Below are 22,424 nucleotides of genomic sequence, written 5' to 3' on the forward strand. Positions count from 1 at the left end.
AAATTATGTCAAGCGCTTTAAAAGTTCCGTTTTAACGTGTAAAGGCACTAAGTTTGAAATATCACCACCATGAAAAGCAACATCTTTTACAATAGTTGATGAAATAAATCCCATTGCGATAGATGGCATTAAAAATATCGTATCTAAATCGGGTTTTAGTGCGCGGTTCATTTCGGCCAGTTGCCTTTCGTATTCAAAGTCATGCGTGGTTCTTACACCACGGACAACCACGGTCGCATTATGTTTTTGGGCAAAATCTGCCATTAAATTATCAAAGCCAATGACTTCAACATTAAGTAAATGCTCAATGGCGCTAGATGCTAAATTGACGCGTTCATCTAGTGTAAAAAGCGTTTTTTTATTAGGATTTTGTGCAACAGCAATAATTAAACGTGGAAATAATTGCGACGCTCGGGTAATAAGATCAATATGACCATTGGTGATCGGATCAAAAGTACCAGGAAAAATAGCGGTTAAAGTTTTACTTTTCATGTTCAGGTTATCCATTAGGACATATTAAAAATATCATACCTAATTTTATGCCAGATTGTTAGTTTAAGCTGGTAAAAACTTACTGTTTTTATTTTGGTGTATATGGTGCACCTTAATTTCTTATATTTAATGGTATACCAAAATTGGTGAAAAGAGTAAAGTTGCTTTTTCTTTAATTGGTGGGTTATGGGTAAAAATTAAGTATTACTGTCATGTACTTTAATCAAATAAGTCGTTTTTACGTTGTGATAAATTGATAGGTTATATGGTGATGATACACTTCATTGGGTTGCAAATAGCAGCTTGGTTGTGGCCATTGTGGGTGATGCGGGCTATCGGGTAAAAATTGTGCTTCTAATGCAATACCCGCAAAGTTGCTATATACATCATTATGACGATTAGGCGTATTTTGTAAAAAATTACCAGTGTAGACTTGTAATGCAGGTTTAGTGGTTTTGATATTCATTAAAACTTTTTTATCTGATGATATCAGCTGTGCAGCAATAGCTTTGCTTTTATCTAGTAAATAAGCATGATCATAACCGCCTGTCACTTGCCGTTCGGGACTTTCGAGCAGTCTATCAGACAATTGTTTTGCTTGCCGTAAATCCATGTCATATTGACCAACATCAGCTAAGTTATGATAAGGAATCCCCGCGCTATTAACCGGTAAATAGAAATTTGCATTAACTTTTAATGTATGTGCAAGGACACTGTTACTCAAATCACCATCAAGATTAAAATAAGCATGATTAGTTAAGTTTACTGGTGTTGTTTTGTTAGTTGTTGCCTGAAAATCGATAATGACTTCATTTTCATTAGTTAAATAATAGGTCACAATCACCTTCAGCTCACCGGGAAAGCCTTGATCACCATCAGCCGATATCAAGTTAAATATTACTTTTTGAGCTGATTGATATTCAATGTTCCAAATTTTTTTATCAAACCCACATTGTCCACCATGAAGTAGGTTTACCCCTTGGTTGGCGGTGAGTAAATAGTGTTGACCATTGACATCGATAGTTGCATTAGCAATGCGATTTGCATAACGTCCAATAGTCGCACCAAGATAAGCATCTTGGTGTTGATATTGGTTTAGTGATTGACAGCCCAGCAGTATTTCGCGATGCTTGCTTGCTACAGGTATTAAGCATGATAACCAAGTTGCCCCCCAATTAGAGACCTTAATGGTCATTCCTTGTTGGTTTGTTAATGTAATAATTTGTTTTATTGGCATAAAACGTGGGCTCCTTCACTAGGTTCACAAACATAAATTGTTTCTTTAATACCAAACTTTTTAGAATAATTGTCATTAACGATTGTTTTAACACTGTTTACTTTATCTTTTGCCACCAGTGCGACCACACAGCCGCCAAAGCCACCGCCAGTCATGCGAACGCCACCTTGTTCGCCAATTACATCATGAATAATTTCGACAAGATAATCGATAGCAGGAACCGTAATTTCAAAATCATCACGCATTGAATGATGACTTGCTGCCATTAATGCAGATAATAATTTATAATCTTTGGCTTCAAGTGCTTTTGACGCTTGAACAGTGCGTTCATTTTCGGTAATGACATGGCGTGCACGTTTAAATACTGTTGGATCTAAGGTGGTTTTAATTTTTTCAAGATCAGCTAACGATGCATCACGTAATGCCTTAACACCTAGTGCTTTTGCAGCCGCTTCGCATTGTTTACGACGAGTATTATATTCACTATCAACTAATCCCCGTTTAATATTAGAATTAATAATGACAACAGAAAAATCGTTGGGCATTTTCACTGCTTTGGTTGTCAGTGAACGACAATCAATTAATAGTGCATGTTGAGCTTGTCCTAGTGCCGAAATTAATTGATCCATAATGCCGCAATTACAACCGACAAATTGGTTTTCGGCTTCTTGGCCAATTAAGGCTAATTTTGTGCCATCAAAAGGTAACTGATAAAGGACTTGTAACATTTTACCGACGGCAACTTCAAGCGATGCTGACGAGCTTAAACCTGCACCTTGGGGGACATTGCCACTAATGACACAATCGACGCCATGGATAGCATTTGTATAGTTTTTAAGATGTTTTATTACACCTCGCACATAGTTAGCCCATTGGTAATCAGGATGTTTTTCAATGGACGAATCAAGAGAAAATTGGTCTTGTTGATTATCATAATCGACAGCAATAACACGTATAATATTATCTGAACGTTTGTGACAACTTATCACTGTTTGATAATTAATTGCGCAGGGTAAAACAAAACCATCATTGTAATCGGTGTGTTCACCAATTAAGTTTACGCGCCCTGGCGCTTGTATAAAGGTATCGGGTTGATAACCGAATTGGCTTTCAAATACTTGTGTAGTGCTATCAATTAATGCTTTCATTTACTTATCCTTTTGCTCTTTATAATGCACATCACTTACGTTGCGCAGTTTTTCGGCAGCTTGTTCGGGGGTTAAATCTCGTTGCACTTCGGCAAACATTTCGTAACCAACCATGAATTTTTTTACCGTCGCTGAACGCAACAAAGGTGGATAAAAATGTGCATGTAGTTGCCAATAATCATTGTTATCCCCCACAAATGGTGCGCCGTGCCAACCCATTGAATAAGGAAAAGAACAATGAAATAAATTATCGTAGCGACTTGTTAGTTTTTTGAGCGCAATAGCTAAATCTATTTGCTGGTCATTATTTAACTGAGTTAATTGCGCAATATGCGTTTTGGGTAATAATAGTGTTTCAAATGGCCACACGGCCCAAAAAGGGACAACGGCAAGCCAATGTGCTGTTTCTACCACAATTCGTTCACCCAACGTTAACTCTTTTTGCACATAATCGACTAATAAATTTTGGTGATATTTTTCAAAATAATGGTGCATATTTAGGTCTTCACGCGCAACTTCATTGGGGATAAAGCTATTGGCCCAAATTTGTCCATGTGGATGTGGGTTAGAGCAACCCATTGCCGCACCCTTGTTTTCAAATATTTGTACCCAAGGATAATGTTGGCTCAGTTCTTGTAATTGACTTATCCAAGTTTTAATCACGCCTTCAATAGCGGGTAAATTGAGTTCGGGAAGTGTTTTACTGTGATCGGGCGAAAAACAGATAACGCGGCTAGTACCTTTAGCACTTTGGATCTGGAATAACGGATCTTGGCTTTGTGGTGATTCTGGCGTATCTACCATTAATGCGGCAAAATCATTAGTAAAAACATAGGTTCCAGTATAGTTAGGATTAATATCACCCGTCACTCGCTTATTCCCAGGGCATAAAAAGCAGTTTGGATCGTAACAGGGTTTTTGTTCTTGATTTAATGTTTCTTGCTGGCCTTGCCAAGGTCGTTTGGCTCGATGTGGCGAGACAAGTACCCATTGATTAGTCAATGGGTTATAACGACGATGAGGGTGATCAACAGGATTAAAAATAGCCATTTTTGCCTCTTTTATCTTTCTTCTTATGATTGATGCTATATGGTTTAATCTGGATAGCCTTGTGGGTTATGTGATTGCCAATTCCACGAGTCTTTTACCATATCATCAAGTGTTAATTTGGTTTTCCAACCTAAAATTTGTTCTGCTTTTTTTGCGTCAGCCCAAAACGCGGGTAAATCACCTGCACGTTTAGGAGCAAAGTGCCAATTGAGTGGTTTACCAGAGGCTTTTTCAAAAGCTTTAATAACTTCTAAGACACTATAGCCAATACCTGAACCTAAATTATAAATATGTACACCTGCTTTATGTTGGTCAGCTTTAAGTGCAGCGATATGTCCATCAGCTAAATCGACCACGTGAATAAAGTCACGAACACAAGTGCCATCTTTTGTCGGGTAATTATTACCAAAAACAGCAAGTGACTCACGTTTTCCTACAGCAACTTGGGTGATATAAGGCATTAGGTTATTGGGAATACCGAGTGGATCTTCACCCATTAATCCGCTTGGATGTGCGCCAACAGGATTAAAGTAACGTAATAAAGTTAATGACCAGTCTGGTTCAGCAACAGCTAAATCCATCATACATTGTTCAACCATTAATTTACTTTTTCCATACGGGCTACTTGGTAAACCTTGTGGTAATGTCTCGACATAGGGAACTGGTGCGAGTTCACCGTATACGGTTGCTGACGAACTAAATATTAACTGTTTTACACCCGCAGCTCGCATTGCTTTCATTAACACAATACTGCCATAGACATTGTTTTCATAATATTCAAGCGGTTTGTATACCGATTCCCCCACGGCTTTTAGTCCAGCAAAATGGATAACTGCTTGAATATCAAGCTCAGCAAATATTTTTTCTAATAATTGTTGGTCACAGATATCACCATGATAAAAACTGACACTATGCCCAGTAATTTGTTTAATTCTATCTAATACCGAAGCTTTGCTGTTGAATAGGTTATCAATGACAATCGGTGTGTATCCTGATTGAATTAATTGTACACATGTATGACTTCCAATATACCCGCAACCACCTGTTACTAATATTTTCATGTTAAAACCTTAATTTAATGTTATATTTTTGTTGAGTTCTTGTTGATCTTTATTTTGTTCACTGTTTAGTCTTTTAAAGATATCCCAAGGACCGCGTCCAGATAAAGTGAATGACGAAATCAATGTAAAACTTAATGCGATTGCGCCAAGGACTAAATACGTGCCTTCGTAGCCAATTTTAACATACATTAGACCAGCAAAGGTGGACATAAACATAATAGAGAGTTGTTTTGCAAAACAAAATGCAATTAAATAAACTGTTGCTGATAATCGAATAGGAAAGTGTTTAGTAATATATTTAAATGCACCAACCAATAATAATGGCGCTTCGAACATATGTAATGTTTTTAAAATAACAACTTCAATTGCGTTAGTTGCAAATGCTGAACCGGTTATACGAATCGACATAATCGCTCCAGCTATTAATAAAGTATTTTTGCTACCGATCTTCATGACAATAATTGGTGCAAAAAACATAACAGTCGCATTTAAAAATTCCCCAAGCGTTGTGACATAACCAAACGCTTCACGGCCCACTTGTTCGCTTTTGAAAAATGAAGTGAAAAAGTTAGCAAATTGCTGATCAAACACATCATAAGTACAGGCAACACCGATAATATAAAGCATAAAATACCATGTTTTACTCATGCTAAGTAAGTTAAACGCAAGTTTTAAATTGAACGGTTCTGGTTTATTAAGTCCCATTTGTTCAACAACGTCGGTCGTTGTTGTTTTGGCTGGATCGGCTATTTTAACTAAAAACAATAAGATAATTGCAAAACCTGAACATAACCAGTAAACCGCATTGATATCTTTTGAAATCATAATACCAACAAATGAAGCACAAATTGCCCAACCAAAACAACCAAACATACGGCATCGACCAAATTCAAATCCACTTCGTCGACTGATTTTTTCAACCAAGGCTTCTATTGATGGTGAACCACAATTAAATGCCACACTCAGATAAAGTCCCCCAACTATAGCACCTAAAGTAACGTTAAATTGAAGTAGTGGTCCCAATACAAAAATAAAAAAGGGGCCAAATAGAACTAATAGTAATGTGATAATCCACAATAGATGTTTTTTTAATCCGAGTTTATCCGAGATTAACCCAAAGAAAGGTTGAAAAAGAAGCGCAAATAATGAAATAAATGAGAACACATATCCTGTTTCGGCTTGATCTAACCCATTCATTTTTAACCATACAGGAAAAAATGGCGAATAGGCCCCCATAATGAAAAAATAAAGGAAAAAGTAAAGCGTAAATACCCAGTAATTTTTATTATAAAGGGATGAGGTTATTTTTTGATTCATAATCAACTTCCTTTGCTAATCTTTCAATGAACACGTTATTTGCATATCGTTTACATTAAAAGCAAGTACAAAAAGCCATCTGTTTTTAAGGATAATATCATCTTATTTTTTCCAAAAAAGTGATCTAGATAACATTTTATGAAATCGATTACATTATTTTATAAATTAGTTACATTGCATCATTAAGTTTTTTTGAATGTTGTATTAATGCTAAATCTGAGTTTATACATGCTGTTATTTATAGAAAAATAGTGGCTATTTTCATTAAACTGAATTTTTTCAACTATGATAAAATTAGTTATGACTTAAAATTGTGCTTTTATGATATCGGTTACATTTTTAAAACAGGTTAATTAAGGTAAAGATCTTTATCAAGTCAAAAAAGGCGTTATTTTGAAAAATATAAGCCATAACGAGATCAAAATATAGATTAGTTATTGCTAGTTTTTAGGCATACCATTTTAGACATTTAATAAAAATTTTTGTTGGAAAATACAGATTATCTGTTGAGTGAGCTAATATAATATGCAATTTTCAATTAGTTTTGTTTGTGCATATATTTTTATTTTATTGCGTGATTTTATAAAGTTTATCAATAGAACAATTAACATAACTATAAACGTTAAAGTTAGCTATGGCTTGATAAAACTATTCCGCCAATTTTGTTGGCGGAATGGGCACTAAGGTTATTTATACTTTTTAGCATTAAACATGGATACGTTTTTCAAAATCGCTCCAATCATAAAACCCATCAGAGTTGAGTGATGCATTTTTGAGTTTTAGCTGAAAATGTTCAGGTGGATTATTGATATCGAGCGCTTGTCCTGTATAAAGTTGTTCAAAACTTTGATAAACATATTCAGCTTTAAAATAATGCTTGCCTGTTAGCGAGTGTTTGAAGCGTTGAAAAATTACTTTACCACCAATAGGAGTGGTTTCATATTGATGAGGTAGTTGATAATCTTCAAAATCTAAAGCGCCTAATAGTGATGCGATTGTACTATCATGGCCGACTAATAAATTGACCGTATATTGTTGCTGCATTAGATCATCAATCATATTGATCAATTTGGCTGCTGCGCGTGTAGCGAGTGTTTTGGTGTGGCAAATTAAGTTAATGTACTGATTACGAATCTGCACAATTTGTTGCCACTGCTCTAAGCTATCAATTTTACCCCATGCAATTTGATTTTTAGGGAACGCTGAATAATATTGCAATAAAAAAGAATCAACGACACTAATGCCAACAGCTAAGGCACCCAATAACGCTGGCTCTTCATTCTTTTTAAAATAGAGTTCTAATGGGATATCGGCTAATTCACACTGATATTGTTTGTATAGCTCAGATTGTTTGTAATCGAGTATATCAGACAAAATTTGATAAGCCGGCGCTAAGTTTTTAAAAATTGATTGAGCCTTATCTGCTTGCTCGATATCACGTAAAACGGCTTGCTTAAATTGTGCTGAATCTTCTTCTAAACTTGGATCGAAAATTGGATCCATTCTTTCAATAGGGTATTTATGATTGATAGTTATATCACAACCAGCGTAGGCGCCGGCTACAATGAACTGTGCTGTCGCAACGGTTCTTTGTAAGCTATTGGCATAGACAAACAAGTCATGACTATTATTGGTTATTTTGATGTTGTGTTTTTCTAACCATTGTGACAGGTAGTGACCAAAATAGACTTCTAATGCTCCTCCTCTGGTTGTTAGATAACCATAAGGATGGTCCCATTTGGGCCATTGATAGGGGGTAGCTTGATCAATAAATTCTAGGGTATTTTGTAAAGCTGTACGAATACCATGACGACTTAGTATAACAACTTTCTCCAATTGGTAATGCGAGTTACTCATTTTGTGATCCAACCTTGCTTGTGTAGATAATCTAAAATAAAACTTCGTTGCCCATTTATAATCGTTTCGGCAATTTTATCACTCCAACCACCTGTTTTTTGATGGGTACTACGGTGATTGTAATAATCATTCATTTGTGTATCGTATTGTGCCAATAGAGTTTTATCTATTGATTGATATTGATTTTCAAAAAATACCAAAGGCTTAGGAAGTCTTGGCTTTATTTCAGGGTGCTGGTCTGGATAGCCAATGCATAACCCAAAAAGAGGCAAAACATATTTAGGGATGGCTAATAATTCTGTAACGTTATCAATATTATTACGTAAGCCACCAATATAAACTATGCCTAAGCCTAAAGATTCAGCTGCAATCACTGCATTTTGTGCCATGATCGCAGTTTCAATGCAGCCAACTAAAAGTTGTTCTGCTCTTTCAAGGGGGATTGTTGGATCAATTTGAAAGTGTCGATTGAAATCAGCGCAAAATACCCAAAATTCGGGTGCTTGTTTAACATAGCACTGATCGCCTGTGTAGTGAGCAAGTTTTTCACGTTTGTCACTATCAGTAATACGAATTATCGTAGCGCATTGTAAAAAATTAGAACTTGAAGCCGATTGTGCAGCTGTAACAATTGTATCAATTTGCGCTTGAGTTAAGGGGGTGGATTTATAAGCACGAATTGAACGGTGCTGACAAATTAAATCAATTGTTTGGTTTTGCATAATGGCTCCTTTATATAACTATTTTTTTATGAATTGTAAGTCCCAAACCCCGTGCCCTAAATTTTGACCTCTTTTTTCAAACTTAGTAATTGGCCTATCTTCTGGTCTGGGAATATAATCACCCGTTGATGATAAATTCTTAAAACCTTCTGCTTGAGTTAATACTTCAAGCATATGTTCGGCATAATGTTGCCAATCGGTAGCAAGATGTAACATACCGCCAACCTTTAATTTTCTTTGTATTAATTGCACAAATTCAGGTTGAATAATTCTACGTTTATTATGTCTTGCTTTATGCCAAGGGTCGGGAAAATAAATTTGCACCTTATCAAGCGAGTGATCTGCTATCATATTATTCAAGACTTCAACGGCATCATGACACATGACTTTTAGGTTAGATAATTGGTTTTCTTCAATCGCCATCAAACAAGCACCCACTCCAGGTTTGTGCACTTCAATCCCCAGAAAATCTTTAGTCGGCGCATTTTTGGCCATTTCAACCAATGATGCCCCCATACCAAAACCAATTTCTAACACAAAGGGTTTGTTATTATTTGAACCTATAGTAACGTTTGGATTATAGTCAATACCAAATACAGGCCATAAATTCTCTAATGCTTGTTGCTGGCCTTTAGTTAAACGACCTTGTCGTAATACAAAACTTCGAATAGTTCGTTTTGATTTAATATTTTCATTGTTATTTATCATGGATTGTTCATTCATCACGTTATCTATTTTTGTGTTGCGGTTTGCCAAATTTGTTTACTCATTAAGGTTTATAATTAGAAAGTAGTTTAACTGATTTTTGATTCACTTCAAGAAAACATATTATTGATATGTTTTTCTATTTATTATTGTGATACATATAAAAATTTTTGAATAAATTTTTATAATGTGGTTGAGCATACTCTGTAAATGATTATATAATTATTACCCCGATTTAACCGATTACGTATAAGTAATCATTATAACATGCTTGAGGATTTCTCGTGCCTGATATGAAGCTTTTTGCTGGTAATGCTACACCGGAGCTGGCAAAACGTATAGCTAATCGTCTTTATACTTCTCTTGGTGATATTGTTGTTAGTCGTTTTAGCGATGGAGAAGTAAATGTACAAATTAACGAAAACGTCCGTGGTGAAGATGTTTTTATTATTCAATCAACTTGTGCGCCTACCAATGATAACCTAATGGAATTATTAGTCATGATCGATGCAATGCGTCGTGCATCTGCTGGTCGTATCACGGCGGTTATTCCTTATTTTGGTTATGCAAGGCAAGATCGTCGTGTACGTTCAGCGCGAGTGCCTATTACAGCTAAAGTTGTTGCTGACTTTTTATCAACAGTTGGTGTTGATAGGGTATTAACCGTTGATCTTCATGCAGAGCAAATTCAAGGTTTTTTTGATGTACCTGTGGATAACGTATTTGGTAGCCCGGTTATTTTAGAAGATATGTTACAACGCGAGTTTGAACGTCCGATTGTCGTATCGCCTGATATTGGTGGTGTGGTACGTGCTCGTGCGATTGCAAAACTTTTAAATGATACTGATATGGCTATTATCGACAAGCGTCGTCAACGTGCTAATGAAGCGGAAGTGATGAATATCATCGGTGATGTTGCTGATAGAGATTGTATTTTAGTTGATGATATGATTGATACAGCCGGTACACTTTGTAAAGCGGCGGATGCATTAAAAGCGCGTGGTGCTAAAAGCGTTTATGCTTATGCAACGCATCCAATCTTTTCAGGTAAAGCCGTCACCAATATTAAAAATTCTGCCATTGATGAAATAGTTGTTTGTGACACCATTCCGTTAACTGCTGAAGTAAAAGCATTAAAAAATGTACGTCAATTAACACTATCTGGAATGCTTGCTGAAGCTATTCGTCGTATTAGTAACGAAGAGTCAATTTCAGCGATGTTCCATCAATAATTTATTTTATTATTGAACGACAAGCCCCTTTATATTGGGGCTTTTTTCTAAAAAAAATCAGTAAATAATCCCAATATTATGACAACGATAAAACTTATTGTAGGACTTGCCAATCCTGGAAATGAATATGCCGCAACTCGCCATAATGCAGGTGCATGGTTTGTTGATCTTTTAGCTGAACGATATCATCAATCTTTAAAAAATGAAGCTAAATTTTTTGGCTATACAGCTAGAATAAACATTGGTGGTCATGACGTGAGATTATTAGTCCCTACTACGTTTATGAATTTAAGTGGTAAAGCGGTACAGGCACTAGCAACTTTTTATCAAATTAAACCAGAAGAAATTTTAGTCGCTCATGATGAACTGGATCTTAACCCAGGTATTGCTAAATTTAAATTTGGTGGTAGTCATGGCGGTCATAATGGTTTAAAAGATATTGCCAGCAAATTAGGTAATAATTTAAATTTTTATCGTCTCAGAATTGGTATTGGTCATCCGGGTGACAAAAATAAAGTTGTTGGTTATGTGTTAAATAAACCCTCTAAACCCGAACAAGAACTTATTGATAAGGCGATAGAAGAATCGGTACGATCGGTTGAGATTTTATTATCAGATGGTATTGAAAGTGCAATGAACCACTTACATGCTTTTAAAGGCTGAAAGAAAGGTTATTAAGCTTATTATAGTGGTAAGTCTTATTGGATGATAATCCACCTAGCATCAGGTGGATTGTGTTGAATCAAACAATCTTAAGAAAATAGATGGGTAACATCTCCCCCTTTTTCGGCGATTTTTTTCATTACTTCTTTGATTAACCACATATTCATCGATGCGGTATCATCGGTACTGCCTGGGTAGTTAAGTTCTTTTGCCAAATTTTTTCGTGCTTCTAAACTATTATCGATACCTAATAACTTCAATAAATCAACAATTGATGTTTTCCAATTAAGTTTTTCAGGATATTTGTTCGCTAAATTCTCTAAAATTGACATAACATCAGTCTGAGATACTTGTTTGGCTTGGTCTGAATTTTGTTGTGTTTCCGTTTGAATGCCAGAGGCGGCGTTTTTAGCAGCATCTGTCATACTATTTACTTTGTCTTTGACCGTATTGTTAACATTTGATGCTGCTGCTTGTGCGCTTGGAAATATTTTAGAAAAAATATTATTTAAGATACCCATATTACATCCTCCTATGTTTAAACTGCTTTAAAAAAACTGCTTAACGATATAGATGTAGATAATATCCTTTTCAGTATACCTGTTTGAAAGTAACGCTGTCAAAAAGATAAATATTTGCTGCTTTTATCTTTCAAAATTAGGCTACCAATTTTAGTCTCTATATCTATTTTTTAAAGCGATCTTTATTCAAACTTTGATGAGTTAATATATTGAATAACTTGTATAAGTTAGTTTTGTAACAAATAATTAATACTATTTTCTAAAATTATTTATTATACCAATTCTATATAAAATGTGATCACTGTCTCAATTTTGAACAAATCTGGCATACGATGTAATAAATTAGTTGTAATATTTGGTTTACCAATATGCAGTGTTACATAATTTTTTTATGTTAGAAATTTAAATTACAACTAGAGGTATATTATGAGTTCCATTTTTAAATCAGGAGGATATGTCCGTTGGGTAATGATCATTTTGTTTGCAACGGGTGTGATTCTTAATTATGTCGATCGTAACGCGCTAGGTATTATGGCTCAAGAAATTATACGTGATTTAAATATAACACCTAAAGAATACTCGTATATTACTGGCGCTTTTCAACTAGCTTATACCCTTTTTCAACCTATTGTAGGCTGGTTTATTGATGTAATTGGTTTACGAGTTGGTTTTGCGATAATGGTCATCATTTGGTCTATTATGTGTATACTTCATGCTGGTGCAGGCACTTGGTTTCAATTAGCGATTTTACGTTTTTTTATGGGCGGTGCTGAATCTGTTGTTGCACCAGCCAATGCTAAAGTTATTAGTTTATGGTTTCCTAAAAAGGAACGCGCTATTGCTAATGGTTGGAGTATGGTTGGTTTTTCATTAGGTGCCATGATTGCTCCTCCTCTTATTTATGCGATACACCAATTTGGTGGTTGGCAGTTAGCTTTCTTAATTCCAGGTTCTGTTGGGTTAATTTGGGCAGGAATATGGCTCTACTTTTTCAGCGAGCCGTCAAAAAGTCGGTCTATTAGTGAGGCGGAAAGAAAATATATCTTATCCGATCAAGATGACACAGAGAGCCAACAAAACAAAAACATCTGGCAAGCAATTAAAAAAGTGATTTTGCAAAAAAAATTCTATGGTATTGCTATTCCAGCTTTTTTAGCTGAACCAGCTTGGGCGGCAGTTAATTTTTGGGTTCCTTACTATTTATTAACTGAACGCGGTATGCAATTAAAAGAGATGGCAATGTTTGTTTGGATTCCTTTCCTTGCTGCCGATTTTGGTGGTTTATCCTCCGGTTATTTTTCGCGTATGCTCAATAAGCGTTTTAATTTGTCTCGTGTTAATGCAGCTTGTGTAACTTATCTTGGCGCTGCTTTTTTCATGTTATCCATGGCGTTTGCAAGTTTAACACAAAGCCCATATGCAGCCATTGCTTTAATTGCTATAGGTGCATGGGGACATCAGATGTTATCTGCCATGCTTACTATTCAAGTTATTGAAAACTTTGATGGTAAAGAAGTATCGACAGTAAATGGTTTGCGTGGTAGCTCGGCTTGGATTGCTAGTTTCTTATTTACAATTATTGTTGGTCAGTTTGTTGCAACAATTGGCTTTAAACCCTTTTTTATTACTATGGGCTTTTTAGATATTGTTGGGGCAATTGTTATGTGTTCACTGTTGTATCAGCGTAAGCAAAAGTAATTAAATACAGAAATCATTATATTCGTTATGCAATAAAGAAGTACATCCTAACATAAAACAAAAGGGCGGTTGACGCTCTTTTTTATTTTTTATGATTATCAATAATAATAAAAAAGCCCATTATATGGGCTTTATTTTTGATTGTGTTAACAGCGGGTCTATTCAAAAAATGCACGTTTAATCGCGTATTCTACACCGCGAATTTCGGCTAATCCTCTTAAACGACCAATGGCAGAATAACCCGGATTGGTTTTCTTTTTCAGATCATCTAACATTTGGTGTCCATGATCGGGACGAACGGGAATAGCACGTTTAATTCCTGCTTTTTTACGTCGCTGTTCTTCGCTAACCAGAGCTTTAATGACTGCGTACATGTCAACATCACCAGCAAGGTGATCTCCCTCATGGAAAGAGAGTGGATTATCTTCTCGGACTGTTGCCCGTAGATGAATAAAATGCACACGATCAGCAAATTTTTCAGCCATTTTGGCTAAATCGTTATCTTGACGAACTCCATAAGACCCAGTACAGAAACAAAAACCATTATGAATACTGTCAACTGTATCTTTAATCCATTGCATATCTTCGATAGTTGAAACAATGCGCGGTAACCCTAGAATAGGACGTGGTGGATCATCAGGATGTACGGTTAATACTACGCCGACTTCTTCAGCAACAGGTACAATGTTTTTCAGGAAATAGGCGTAATTTTCACGCAGTTTATTTTTGTCAATGCCATCATAAGTGGCAAGGTGGGCTCTAAACTGATCAAGAGAGTAACCTTCTTCTGCTCCTGGTAAACCCGCAATAATATTAGCAACAAGCTTGTCCTTATCTGCTTGTGTCATTTTTTCAAAATATGTTTTTGCGCTGTCAATATCTTCATTTGAATAATCGTTTTCTGCATTAGGTCTTTTTAAAAGATGAATATCAAATGCAGCGAAAGCAACTTGGTCAAAACGGAGTGCTTTAGAACCATCAGGTAATGTGTAAGCAAGATCGGTTCGAGTCCAGTCTAAAACAGGCATGAAGTTATAACAAACAGTATCAATACCACAGGCGGCTAAATTCCGAATTGATTGCTGATAATTGGCAATATGTTGCTCAACATTACCCGTGTGTGTTTTTATCTCTTCATGAATGGGAATACTTTCAACAACTGACCAAGTTAACCCTTTTTCTTCAATCATGTTTTTGCGTTTTTGAATCTCTTCAATCGGCCACACTTCACCATTAGGAATATGGTGCAAAGCGGTCACAATTCCTGTTGCCCCAGCTTGCCTAATGTCATCTAATGATACTGGATCGCTAGGACCAAACCAACGCATTGTTTGTTCCATCTAAATTCTCCTTAAATTTTTAGCTTATTTAATATTTCAATAGCTAAAAGATCGATAAATGACGTTGGTTTATATTGTTCATTGGTTAACAATGTTAACAGGAATAGAATCAAATAAATAACCATCAAAATTTGGATCTTCACTATCAGAAACGGTCATTAATGTTTGTTTAACATTTTCTAAATGTTGCCACATTGCATGGCGCGCAGCCATCGCATCTTTTATTTGCAAAGCTTGTAAAATTTTTTCATGGTCATCAAGCCATTTTTTTCGATAACTGTGATCAGTGATACGACTATGCAATTGATTCCACATTTTACTTGCTGAACGTCTTTGCCATAAATCCTGTAATAAACCCTCAAGAACTGAGTTTTTAGTCGCTTTGGCGATCGTGATATGAAACAATTCATCGTCACTATAATCATCAATTAACCCTTGCTCTAAAATTTGTCGTTCTCGTTCCAAGATTGATCTTAACTCAATGATATCGGATTTAACTATTTGTGACGCGGCAAAAGCGGCAATATTACTTTCAATTAGTTGTCTTGCCTGCAATAATTCAAATGGCCCAAAATCTTCTTCTTCGATTTTTTTATCTTTTTCGGATAAGATTTCATCTGGTAAACCAATTACATAAACTCCCGATCCTTTTTTAACTGTGACTAAATTTTCCAGCTCTAACATAATTAGTGCTTCACGTACTACTGTTCTACTTACACTAAATGCTTCGGCAATGTCTCGTTCAGGTGGTAGTCGGTCACCTAATTTGTAAGTTCCACTTTTTAATAATGATTTCAGCTCATTACCAATTTCTTGATATAGCCGATTAACAGTAAGCATTATCTATAAATCCCCATTCTTACTTTGATTTAGTGTAATTATACGCTAATTATTATCAGTACCAGAAGTTGTTTATAAAATAATGGGCGCTAATTTTATAATTGGAATACCAATTTTGGTGTTCATTATAAATATTTTGTTATCTTCGACTATAAAATAAACCAAAAAACGTGATTTTAATCACAAAAAATAAAAAATATAGGTGAAAAATTTATTAACAAGTGAAAATATGTTTAACCAATATTATTGGTAAACAATTATCTATGGTTGAAAAAATGTTAAATTTATTAGATGTTCCGTCATCAATTCAAAATAAACCTTCTTATAACAGAAATAACATGATCGCGCGTATTGTGCATTTAGGGTTTGGTGCTTTTCATCGCGCGCATCAAGCTTTATTTACCGATCGATTATTGAATCGAGGTAATAGTGACTGGGGGATTTGCGAAGTTAACATTGTGGGTGGTGAACAATTAATTGATGATATTCGCAAGCAAGATCATCTTTATACGGTTTTAGAAAAAGGCGCAACGACTAAAGAAGCATTTATTATTGGTAGTGTAAAAGAATCACTGTTAGCGACAAGTGATGGTATTGATACTATTTTGGAAAAAATGGCTGATCCTGTTGTTGAGATTGTATCATTAACAGTCACAGAGAAAGGCTATTGTATGTTACCCGGTGGTTCAGGTTTAGATTTGAATAACGCGCTGATTAAGGCTGATTTGGCTAATCCATCTAAGCCAATGTCGGCTCCGGGTGTGATTGTTGAAGCGCTTTATCGAAGAATGCAACGAGGATTAAGGTCATTTACAGCACTATCTTGTGACAATATTCCAGAAAATGGATTGGTATTGAAAAAAGCGATTTTAGGTTTAGCTAATGCTCGTGATACTCAGTTAGCTTTATGGATTGAAGCGAATACTACCTTTCCTTGTACAATGGTTGATCGCATTGTACCGGCTGCAACATCTGAAACGTTGATAGAAATTGAACATGCTTTAGGTGGCATGTATGATCCATGCGGTATTGCTTGTGAACCGTTTATCCAATGGGTGATTGAAGATAACTTTGTGACTAATCGACCTAATTGGGATGAAGTGGGTGCTGAATTTGTTGATGATGTCGTCCCATATGAAGAGATGAAACTCAGAATGTTAAACGGCAGCCACTCATTTTTAGCTTATTTAGGCTATTTAGCGGGTTATGAACATATTAACGATTGTATGAATGATAAAAACTATAAAAAAGCGACTTTATCATTAATGCTGCAACAGCAAGCTCCAACCTTAAATGTTCCATCAAATGTTAATTTACAACACTATGCTAATAAACTGATTGAAAGATTTAGTAATCCATCACTAAAACATAGAACATGGCAAATTGCTATGGATGGCACACAAAAACTACCACAACGTATGCTTGATTCAATTCGTTGGCATATTAGTCATCATTCTGATTTTTCATTACTGGCTTTAGGTGTAGCAGCTTGGATGCGTTATGTTGGGGGCGTCGATGATAATAATCAGGCTATTGATGTTCGCGATCCTATGTTAAATGAACTTACTCGGTTAGTTAAATCTAGTCCAGACGGCCTTGAAAGAGTTGATGCCTTGCTCAGTCTTAATGCAGTGTTTGGAACGGATTTACCGAAAAACGCACTATTTAAACAAAAAGTGAGTGAGCATTATCTTTCTTTGATGCATAAAGGTGCAAAACAAACAATCAACGATTTAATAATCTAATTTTGGATAAGACAGCATGAAAAGTTTTTTAGATGATAATTTTTTATTACAAACTGATGCAGCACAAAGGCTATATTTTGATTATGCTCAAGATCAACCTATCTATGACTATCACTGCCATCTTTCACCAAAAGAAATCGCGGAAAATAAAAATTTTCGTAATTTAGCAGAAATCTGGTTAGCTGGAGACCATTACAAATGGCGAGTACTACGCACTGCGGGTATTAATGAAAATCTAATCACAGGTAATGCTACTGATTATGATAAATATCTTACTTGGGCAAAAGTTGTGCCATTGACGCTAGGTAACCCAATTTATCATTGGACTCATTTAGAACTAAAACGCCCATTCGGTATAAAAAATATTCTTTTTAATGAAAACACAGCTGAAAAAATTTGGTTGCAAGCGAACGAACTGTTGGCGACAAAAGAATTTTCTACTCAAGGCATTTTAAAGCAAATGAAAGTCAAAGCAGTAGGCACAACTGATGATCCAATTGATTCTCTTGAGTATCATAAAAAAATTAGTTTGGATAATGCGTTTGAAACTAAAGTCCGCCCAAGTTGGCGACCTGATAAAGTGTTTAAAATTGAATTGTCTGGATTTACAGATTATATCGGTCAACTGGGTGTAGCTGCTGATATTGAAATTAATAGTTTTGAGAAACTTCTTTGTGCTTTGACAAAAAGGTTAGATCATTTTGAACAACATAATTGTCAAGCAGCTGATCATGGTATCGAAATATTGCGTTATGCCGACATTCCTCCTGAAAAACAGCTTGATCACATTCTAACAAAGCGTTTAATGAATCAATCTTTATCTGAAGTAGAAATAGCCCAATTTAGCACCGCTATTCTTGTGTGGTTAGGTAAGCAATATCATCAGCGTAACTGGGTTATGCAATTACATTTAGGCGCGTTACGAAATAATAATCAACGAATGTTTAAAATACTAGGGCCCGATGCTGGCTTTGATTCTATTGGTGATAGACCAATAGCTGAGCCTTTATCTTCGCTGCTTGGTTTATTAGATTTGACCGATCAATTACCTAAAACCATTTTGTATTGTTTAAACCCACGTGATAACGAAGTAATAGCTACTATGGTGGGCAATTTTCAAGGCTCGGATATGGCGGGTAAAATCCAATTTGGTTCGGGATGGTGGTTTAACGATCAAAAAGATGGCATGCAGCGCCAATTGATGCAGCTTTCTCAAATGGGATTATTAAGTCAATTTGTGGGAATGTTGACTGACTCTCGTAGTTTTTTATCTTTTACAAGGCATGAGTACTTTAGGCGAATTTTGTGCAATATGATCGGTAGTTGGATGGAAAATGGTGAAATCCCTGCGGATTTTAATTTGGTTGGGAATATGGTTAGGAATATCTGTTTCGATAATGCGCATCGTTATTTTCAAACTAAAATTCATCAATAATATGCCAATGTAACCCTATATGTAAAACTTTACGTGTTTGACTAACTGTGTTGTTGAATGTTTTAAATAAATTGATACCAATTAAGAGGTTGTCTGATGAAAACGTTAAAAAAATGGATATTTAAAAAAGAGCAAAGTAACTGTATTGAACTTTTAGTGGATGAAAAATACTGCTTTTGCTTATACGTGTTAGAAGAAAGAATGTTTCGTGTTCTAATTAAGCGACAGGATAGTTTATCATTAGACAAAACTTGGAGTATTGCGCCGAATGGTGATGTACCATTAGAGGGACGCGATAGGTTAAGTACTGAAGGTTTTTCACTGCCAACATATCAATTATCACATTCAGATAATCAAATAACAGTCAGCACACAACATTTACGTGTGACAATTAAGCAACCACTGTCGTTAAAGTGGGAGTTTAAGAACAAAAATCAACAATGGGAGCTTCTGGTTGAAGATAGAAGTACCAGTGCATATCTGATAAACCCGCATGGTGATGGTATTGCACATTACCAACGAAGGTATCAAGATGAACAATACTATGGTTTGGGTGATAAAGCGGGGGATCTTAATCGTGCAGGTCGTCGTTTTGAAATGCGTAATCTTGATGCCATGGGGTATAATGCTAAAAATACCGATCCGCTCTATAAGCATATTCCGTTTACCATTACGCATCGTAATCAAGTCAGTTTTGGACTGTTTTATGATAATTTAAGTAGTTGTTGGATCGATTTAGGGACAGAACATGACAATTATCATCTGCCATATCGTCGTTATCAGGCTGAAGCGGGCGACATCGATTTTTATGTCTTTTTAGGTCCTAAAATTATCGATGTGACGAAGTCTTTTATTAAACTGACAGGTAAAACTTTTTTTGGTCCTAAATGGAGTCTAGGGTATAGTGGTTCAACAATGTTTTATACCGATGCCCCTAACGCGCAAGAACAAATGCAAAACTTTATTGATTTGTGTGAAGAGCATGGTATTGCTTGTGATTCATTTCAACTCTCTTCGGGATATACATCGATTAATGGTAAACGATATGTGTTTAATTGGAACTATGATAAATTCCCCGATCCAAAAGCGTTTACGCAATCTTACCATGCTGCGGGTTTAAAAATTGCAGCCAATATTAAACCTTGTTTGTTACAAGATCATCCTAAATATAAAGAAGTGGCTGATAAAGGATTATTTATTAAAGATTCGGAAAGTGACGCACCTGAACGTTCAATGTTTTGGGATGATGAAGGCTCTCACTTAGATTTCACCAATCCACAAGCCTATAATTGGTGGAGACAAAACGTTACTGAGCAGCTTTTAGAGATGGGAATCGACTCGACATGGAATGATAATAATGAGTTTGAAGTGTGGGACGGTGAGGCTCGTTGTCATGGCTTTGGTCAGGAGATTGCGATAAAACATATTCGTCCAGTTATGCCTTTACTTATGTCTAGAGCTTCAATGGAAGCACAACAGAGCTATAACCCAACTATTCGTCCTTATTTAATTTCTCGTTCAGGTTGTGCAGGTATTCAACGCTATGTACAAACATGGTCGGGAGATAATCGTACCAGTTGGCAGACGCTTAAATACAATATACGTATGGGTTTAGGCATGAGTTTGTCTGGTCTTTATAATGTCGGGCATGATGTCGGTGGTTTTTCGGGTGATAAACCGGACGCAGAATTATTTGTACGTTGGGTACAAAACGGCATTATGCATCCGCGTTTTACCATTCATTCTTGGAATGATGATCATACAGTCAATGAACCGTGGATGTATCAAGAAGTTACGCCGATTATTCGCGATACAATTTGCCTTCGATATCAATTATTACCTTATTTTTATAATTTACTCTGGCAAGCCCATCAACATGATGAACCAATGTTAAGACCAACATTTTTAGATCATGAACATGATTTACAGACGTTTGTTGAAACTGATGATTTTATGATTGGTCAGGATTTATTAGTGGCAAGTATTGTTGAACCGGGACAACGTCAGCGAGTCGTTTATTTACCTGACAATCAAGTTGGCTGGTATTGTTACCATTCTCATCAGTGGTTTAGTGGTAAACAGTCAATCACTTTACCGGCACCATTAGAATCATTTCCATTGTTAGTTAAAGCAGGTTCGGTTATTCCTGTTTCAAAACGCCTAGCTTATGTGAATCATAAACTCGATGATTATCGAGAATTTAAAGTTTTCCCAGCGAAAGGTATTCATACCTCTCAAGGTTGTTTTTTTGAAGATGATGGTGAAAGCTATGCTTATCAAAATGGTGTTGGATTATGGATCAATTGGCAGTTAGTGTCGACTAATGATCGAATTGATCTTCGTTTGAAAGCAAATGGAAGTTATATTCCAGCTTGGCAAGAGCTGGTCATTACCTTACCAAAAGGAGAATTGCGTACACTTTATATTAACGATGAGCCAATAAATAAGGTTAATTTAAGTGCAATAAGCTAATGCACTTACTTACACTATGCTTTATAACAACACTTTTAAAGTGTATAAATAATTAACACTTAAATGTGAATTAAAACATAAATTTTCAATTTATTGGGGCTTTTATTAGGATTAATAACATTTGATTTTACTCTGTTGTATCAACGAGTTAATTTAACTGATGCAAGTGTATTATGATTCTGGAATATAAAAAATTCAGAACATAAATTTTAATCTTAATGAAAGTCACCTTATTTTGAAATTTATTTTCTATTATGTCTTAATGAAGATTTAAAAAACTGTAAATGTATTTTTATAGCAGGACATTTTTTATGAAATAAGGTAAATTATTTACTGTTGTATTTTATATACAATGTTAACGTGACATTAAGAAGCAAGGATAAACATAATAGATGCGTTATAACCAGCCACAAATATTACCGTCGATTTTGTCACAACAATCTTGGTTATCTGAGATAAAAGAAAGAACAGTTGCATTAGCTAAATTAGCGGATGTGATTAATGAGTTATTGCCTTCTCCATTACAACAGCATTATAGAATTGCGAATTATCGCCAAGGTGTGCTAATTTTAGAGGTGAGTTCAGCTAGTTGGTTAACTCGATTAAAATATGAGCAAAATCATTTGCTATCGGGTATACGTAAAAAAGTTTTACCGTCTTTATCTTCTATTCAATTTAAAATTAATCCCGACCTGTTAGTTGGGTCCTCAATAATGCGTGACAATGCATTGAAAAGTGCCAATGCAAGCCGCATATTAAGTACACAGAGTGCGACATACTTGTATAGTTTAGCGGAAAGTGCACCCGATAAATTAAAAAAACAATTGATTAAACTTGCTAACCATGCAAAATAAGTAAAACAATTGAACGATAATGTATATACTAGAAC

19 protein-coding genes are annotated in these 22,424 nt (G+C 35.5%); 7 read left to right on the forward strand and 12 right to left on the reverse strand.

Features of this window, described 5'->3' with window-relative positions:
* Nucleotides 1-3: 3 nt before the first annotated feature.
* From coaD to trmB, 9 genes are all read right to left on the reverse strand, one after another.
* On the reverse strand, nt 4-492 hold the full coding sequence (coaD, locus tag J3U56_RS00550) for a pantetheine-phosphate adenylyltransferase (RefSeq protein ID WP_267333739.1): 489 nt from the start codon (nt 490-492) through the stop codon (nt 4-6).
* Between the two features lie 238 nt (nt 493-730).
* Nucleotides 731-1,729 carry a galactose-1-epimerase gene (galM, locus tag J3U56_RS00555; protein WP_267333738.1) on the reverse strand — a complete coding sequence of 333 codons (999 nt, stop codon included), beginning with the start codon at nt 1,727-1,729 and terminating at the stop codon, nt 731-733.
* Nucleotides 1,720-2,877, reverse strand: coding sequence for a galactokinase (gene galK / locus J3U56_RS00560; RefSeq protein ID WP_267333737.1), 1,158 nt, complete (start codon nt 2,875-2,877; stop codon nt 1,720-1,722). Before galK ends, galM begins: the two co-directional genes overlap by 10 nt.
* Nucleotides 2,878-3,927 (reverse strand): galactose-1-phosphate uridylyltransferase, encoded by a 1,050-nt coding sequence (gene galT / locus J3U56_RS00565; RefSeq protein WP_267333736.1) that lies wholly within the window; start codon nt 3,925-3,927, stop codon nt 2,878-2,880.
* A 44-nt stretch (nt 3,928-3,971) separates the two neighbouring features.
* The gene (gene galE, locus J3U56_RS00570) at nt 3,972-4,988 is read right to left on the reverse strand and encodes a UDP-glucose 4-epimerase GalE (RefSeq protein WP_267366323.1); all 1,017 of its coding nucleotides are present in this window, start codon (nt 4,986-4,988) and stop codon (nt 3,972-3,974) included.
* Between the two features lie 9 nt (nt 4,989-4,997).
* Nucleotides 4,998-6,305, reverse strand: coding sequence for an MFS transporter (locus J3U56_RS00575; RefSeq protein WP_267366325.1), 1,308 nt, complete (start codon nt 6,303-6,305; stop codon nt 4,998-5,000).
* A 705-nt stretch (nt 6,306-7,010) separates the two neighbouring features.
* Entirely contained in the window at nt 7,011-8,162 is a 1,152-nt protein-coding gene (locus J3U56_RS00580; protein ID WP_267366326.1) for a histidine-type phosphatase, read from the reverse strand.
* On the reverse strand, nt 8,159-8,884 hold the full coding sequence (gene nfsA / locus J3U56_RS00585; RefSeq protein WP_267343638.1) for an oxygen-insensitive NADPH nitroreductase: 726 nt from the start codon (nt 8,882-8,884) through the stop codon (nt 8,159-8,161). The genes J3U56_RS00580 and nfsA overlap by 4 nt, the downstream gene beginning before the upstream one ends.
* A gap of 18 nt (nt 8,885-8,902) precedes the next feature.
* Nucleotides 8,903-9,607, reverse strand: coding sequence for a tRNA (guanosine(46)-N7)-methyltransferase TrmB (gene trmB / locus J3U56_RS00590; protein ID WP_267346715.1), 705 nt, complete (start codon nt 9,605-9,607; stop codon nt 8,903-8,905).
* 266 nt (nt 9,608-9,873) lie between these two features.
* On the opposite strand from trmB, the gene J3U56_RS00595 reads away from it, so the two are divergent.
* A complete protein-coding gene (locus J3U56_RS00595; protein WP_065634720.1) occupies nt 9,874-10,821 on the forward strand; it encodes a ribose-phosphate pyrophosphokinase in 948 nt (315 codons plus the stop codon).
* A 78-nt stretch (nt 10,822-10,899) separates the two neighbouring features.
* Nucleotides 10,900-11,484: an aminoacyl-tRNA hydrolase gene (gene pth, locus J3U56_RS00600; RefSeq protein ID WP_065634721.1), complete on the forward strand. Its 585-nt coding sequence runs from the start codon at nt 10,900-10,902 to the stop codon at nt 11,482-11,484.
* A gap of 89 nt (nt 11,485-11,573) precedes the next feature.
* Here pth and J3U56_RS00605 read toward each other — a convergent pair whose 3' ends face one another.
* Nucleotides 11,574-12,005: a DUF3597 domain-containing protein gene (locus tag J3U56_RS00605; protein ID WP_267366327.1), complete on the reverse strand. Its 432-nt coding sequence runs from the start codon at nt 12,003-12,005 to the stop codon at nt 11,574-11,576.
* A 426-nt stretch (nt 12,006-12,431) separates the two neighbouring features.
* On the opposite strand from J3U56_RS00605, the gene J3U56_RS00610 reads away from it, so the two are divergent.
* Nucleotides 12,432-13,703, forward strand: coding sequence for an MFS transporter (locus J3U56_RS00610; protein ID WP_267333729.1), 1,272 nt, complete (start codon nt 12,432-12,434; stop codon nt 13,701-13,703).
* Nucleotides 13,704-13,861: 158 nt separating this feature from the next.
* Here J3U56_RS00610 and uxuA read toward each other — a convergent pair whose 3' ends face one another.
* Nucleotides 13,862-15,043 (reverse strand): mannonate dehydratase, encoded by a 1,182-nt coding sequence (uxuA, locus tag J3U56_RS00615; RefSeq protein WP_267348344.1) that lies wholly within the window; start codon nt 15,041-15,043, stop codon nt 13,862-13,864.
* 78 nt (nt 15,044-15,121) lie between these two features.
* Entirely contained in the window at nt 15,122-15,883 is a 762-nt protein-coding gene (locus tag J3U56_RS00620) for a GntR family transcriptional regulator (protein ID WP_267333727.1), read from the reverse strand.
* Between the two features lie 275 nt (nt 15,884-16,158).
* On the opposite strand from J3U56_RS00620, the gene J3U56_RS00625 reads away from it, so the two are divergent.
* The 4 genes from J3U56_RS00625 (at nt 16,159) to J3U56_RS00640 (ending at nt 22,389) form a co-directional block, all read left to right on the forward strand.
* A complete protein-coding gene (locus J3U56_RS00625) occupies nt 16,159-17,628 on the forward strand; it encodes a mannitol dehydrogenase family protein (protein WP_267366328.1) in 1,470 nt (489 codons plus the stop codon).
* 16 nt (nt 17,629-17,644) lie between these two features.
* Nucleotides 17,645-19,063 (forward strand): glucuronate isomerase, encoded by a 1,419-nt coding sequence (uxaC, locus tag J3U56_RS00630; protein WP_267366329.1) that lies wholly within the window; start codon nt 17,645-17,647, stop codon nt 19,061-19,063.
* Between the two features lie 96 nt (nt 19,064-19,159).
* Nucleotides 19,160-21,535 carry a glycoside hydrolase family 31 protein gene (locus J3U56_RS00635; RefSeq protein ID WP_267366331.1) on the forward strand — a complete coding sequence of 792 codons (2,376 nt, stop codon included), beginning with the start codon at nt 19,160-19,162 and terminating at the stop codon, nt 21,533-21,535.
* 392 nt (nt 21,536-21,927) lie between these two features.
* The gene (locus tag J3U56_RS00640; protein ID WP_267343635.1) at nt 21,928-22,389 is read left to right on the forward strand and encodes a DUF721 domain-containing protein; all 462 of its coding nucleotides are present in this window, start codon (nt 21,928-21,930) and stop codon (nt 22,387-22,389) included.
* The last annotated feature ends 35 nt before the right edge of the window (nt 22,390-22,424 follow it).

The organism is Gilliamella sp. B2824 (genome assembly GCF_026536245.1).
Classification (GTDB): Bacteria; Pseudomonadota; Gammaproteobacteria; order Enterobacterales; family Orbaceae; genus Gilliamella.

What these genes read in the sequence shown, in the direction of transcription:
- uxuA (WP_267348344.1), bottom strand. Translation starts at nt 15,043, where the DNA reads ATGGAACAAACAATGCGTTGGTTTGGTCCTAGCGATCCAGTATCATTA.
- J3U56_RS00620 (WP_267333727.1), bottom strand. Translation starts at nt 15,883, where the DNA reads ATGCTTACTGTTAATCGGCTATATCAAGAAATTGGTAATGAGCTGAAA.
- trmB (WP_267346715.1), bottom strand. Translation starts at nt 9,607, where the DNA reads ATGAATGAACAATCCATGATAAATAACAATGAAAATATTAAATCAAAA.
- J3U56_RS00625 (WP_267366328.1), top strand. Translation starts at nt 16,159, where the DNA reads ATGTTAAATTTATTAGATGTTCCGTCATCAATTCAAAATAAACCTTCT.
- J3U56_RS00575 (WP_267366325.1), bottom strand. Translation starts at nt 6,305, where the DNA reads ATGAATCAAAAAATAACCTCATCCCTTTATAATAAAAATTACTGGGTA.
- J3U56_RS00635 (WP_267366331.1), top strand. Translation starts at nt 19,160, where the DNA reads ATGAAAACGTTAAAAAAATGGATATTTAAAAAAGAGCAAAGTAACTGT.
- galK (WP_267333737.1), bottom strand. Translation starts at nt 2,877, where the DNA reads ATGAAAGCATTAATTGATAGCACTACACAAGTATTTGAAAGCCAATTC.
- J3U56_RS00610 (WP_267333729.1), top strand. Translation starts at nt 12,432, where the DNA reads ATGAGTTCCATTTTTAAATCAGGAGGATATGTCCGTTGGGTAATGATC.
- J3U56_RS00605 (WP_267366327.1), bottom strand. Translation starts at nt 12,005, where the DNA reads ATGGGTATCTTAAATAATATTTTTTCTAAAATATTTCCAAGCGCACAA.
- J3U56_RS00580 (WP_267366326.1), bottom strand. Translation starts at nt 8,162, where the DNA reads ATGAGTAACTCGCATTACCAATTGGAGAAAGTTGTTATACTAAGTCGT.
- J3U56_RS00640 (WP_267343635.1), top strand. Translation starts at nt 21,928, where the DNA reads ATGCGTTATAACCAGCCACAAATATTACCGTCGATTTTGTCACAACAA.
- nfsA (WP_267343638.1), bottom strand. Translation starts at nt 8,884, where the DNA reads ATGCAAAACCAAACAATTGATTTAATTTGTCAGCACCGTTCAATTCGT.
- galT (WP_267333736.1), bottom strand. Translation starts at nt 3,927, where the DNA reads ATGGCTATTTTTAATCCTGTTGATCACCCTCATCGTCGTTATAACCCA.
- galE (WP_267366323.1), bottom strand. Translation starts at nt 4,988, where the DNA reads ATGAAAATATTAGTAACAGGTGGTTGCGGGTATATTGGAAGTCATACA.
- uxaC (WP_267366329.1), top strand. Translation starts at nt 17,645, where the DNA reads ATGAAAAGTTTTTTAGATGATAATTTTTTATTACAAACTGATGCAGCA.
- coaD (WP_267333739.1), bottom strand. Translation starts at nt 492, where the DNA reads ATGAAAAGTAAAACTTTAACCGCTATTTTTCCTGGTACTTTTGATCCG.
- pth (WP_065634721.1), top strand. Translation starts at nt 10,900, where the DNA reads ATGACAACGATAAAACTTATTGTAGGACTTGCCAATCCTGGAAATGAA.
- galM (WP_267333738.1), bottom strand. Translation starts at nt 1,729, where the DNA reads ATGCCAATAAAACAAATTATTACATTAACAAACCAACAAGGAATGACC.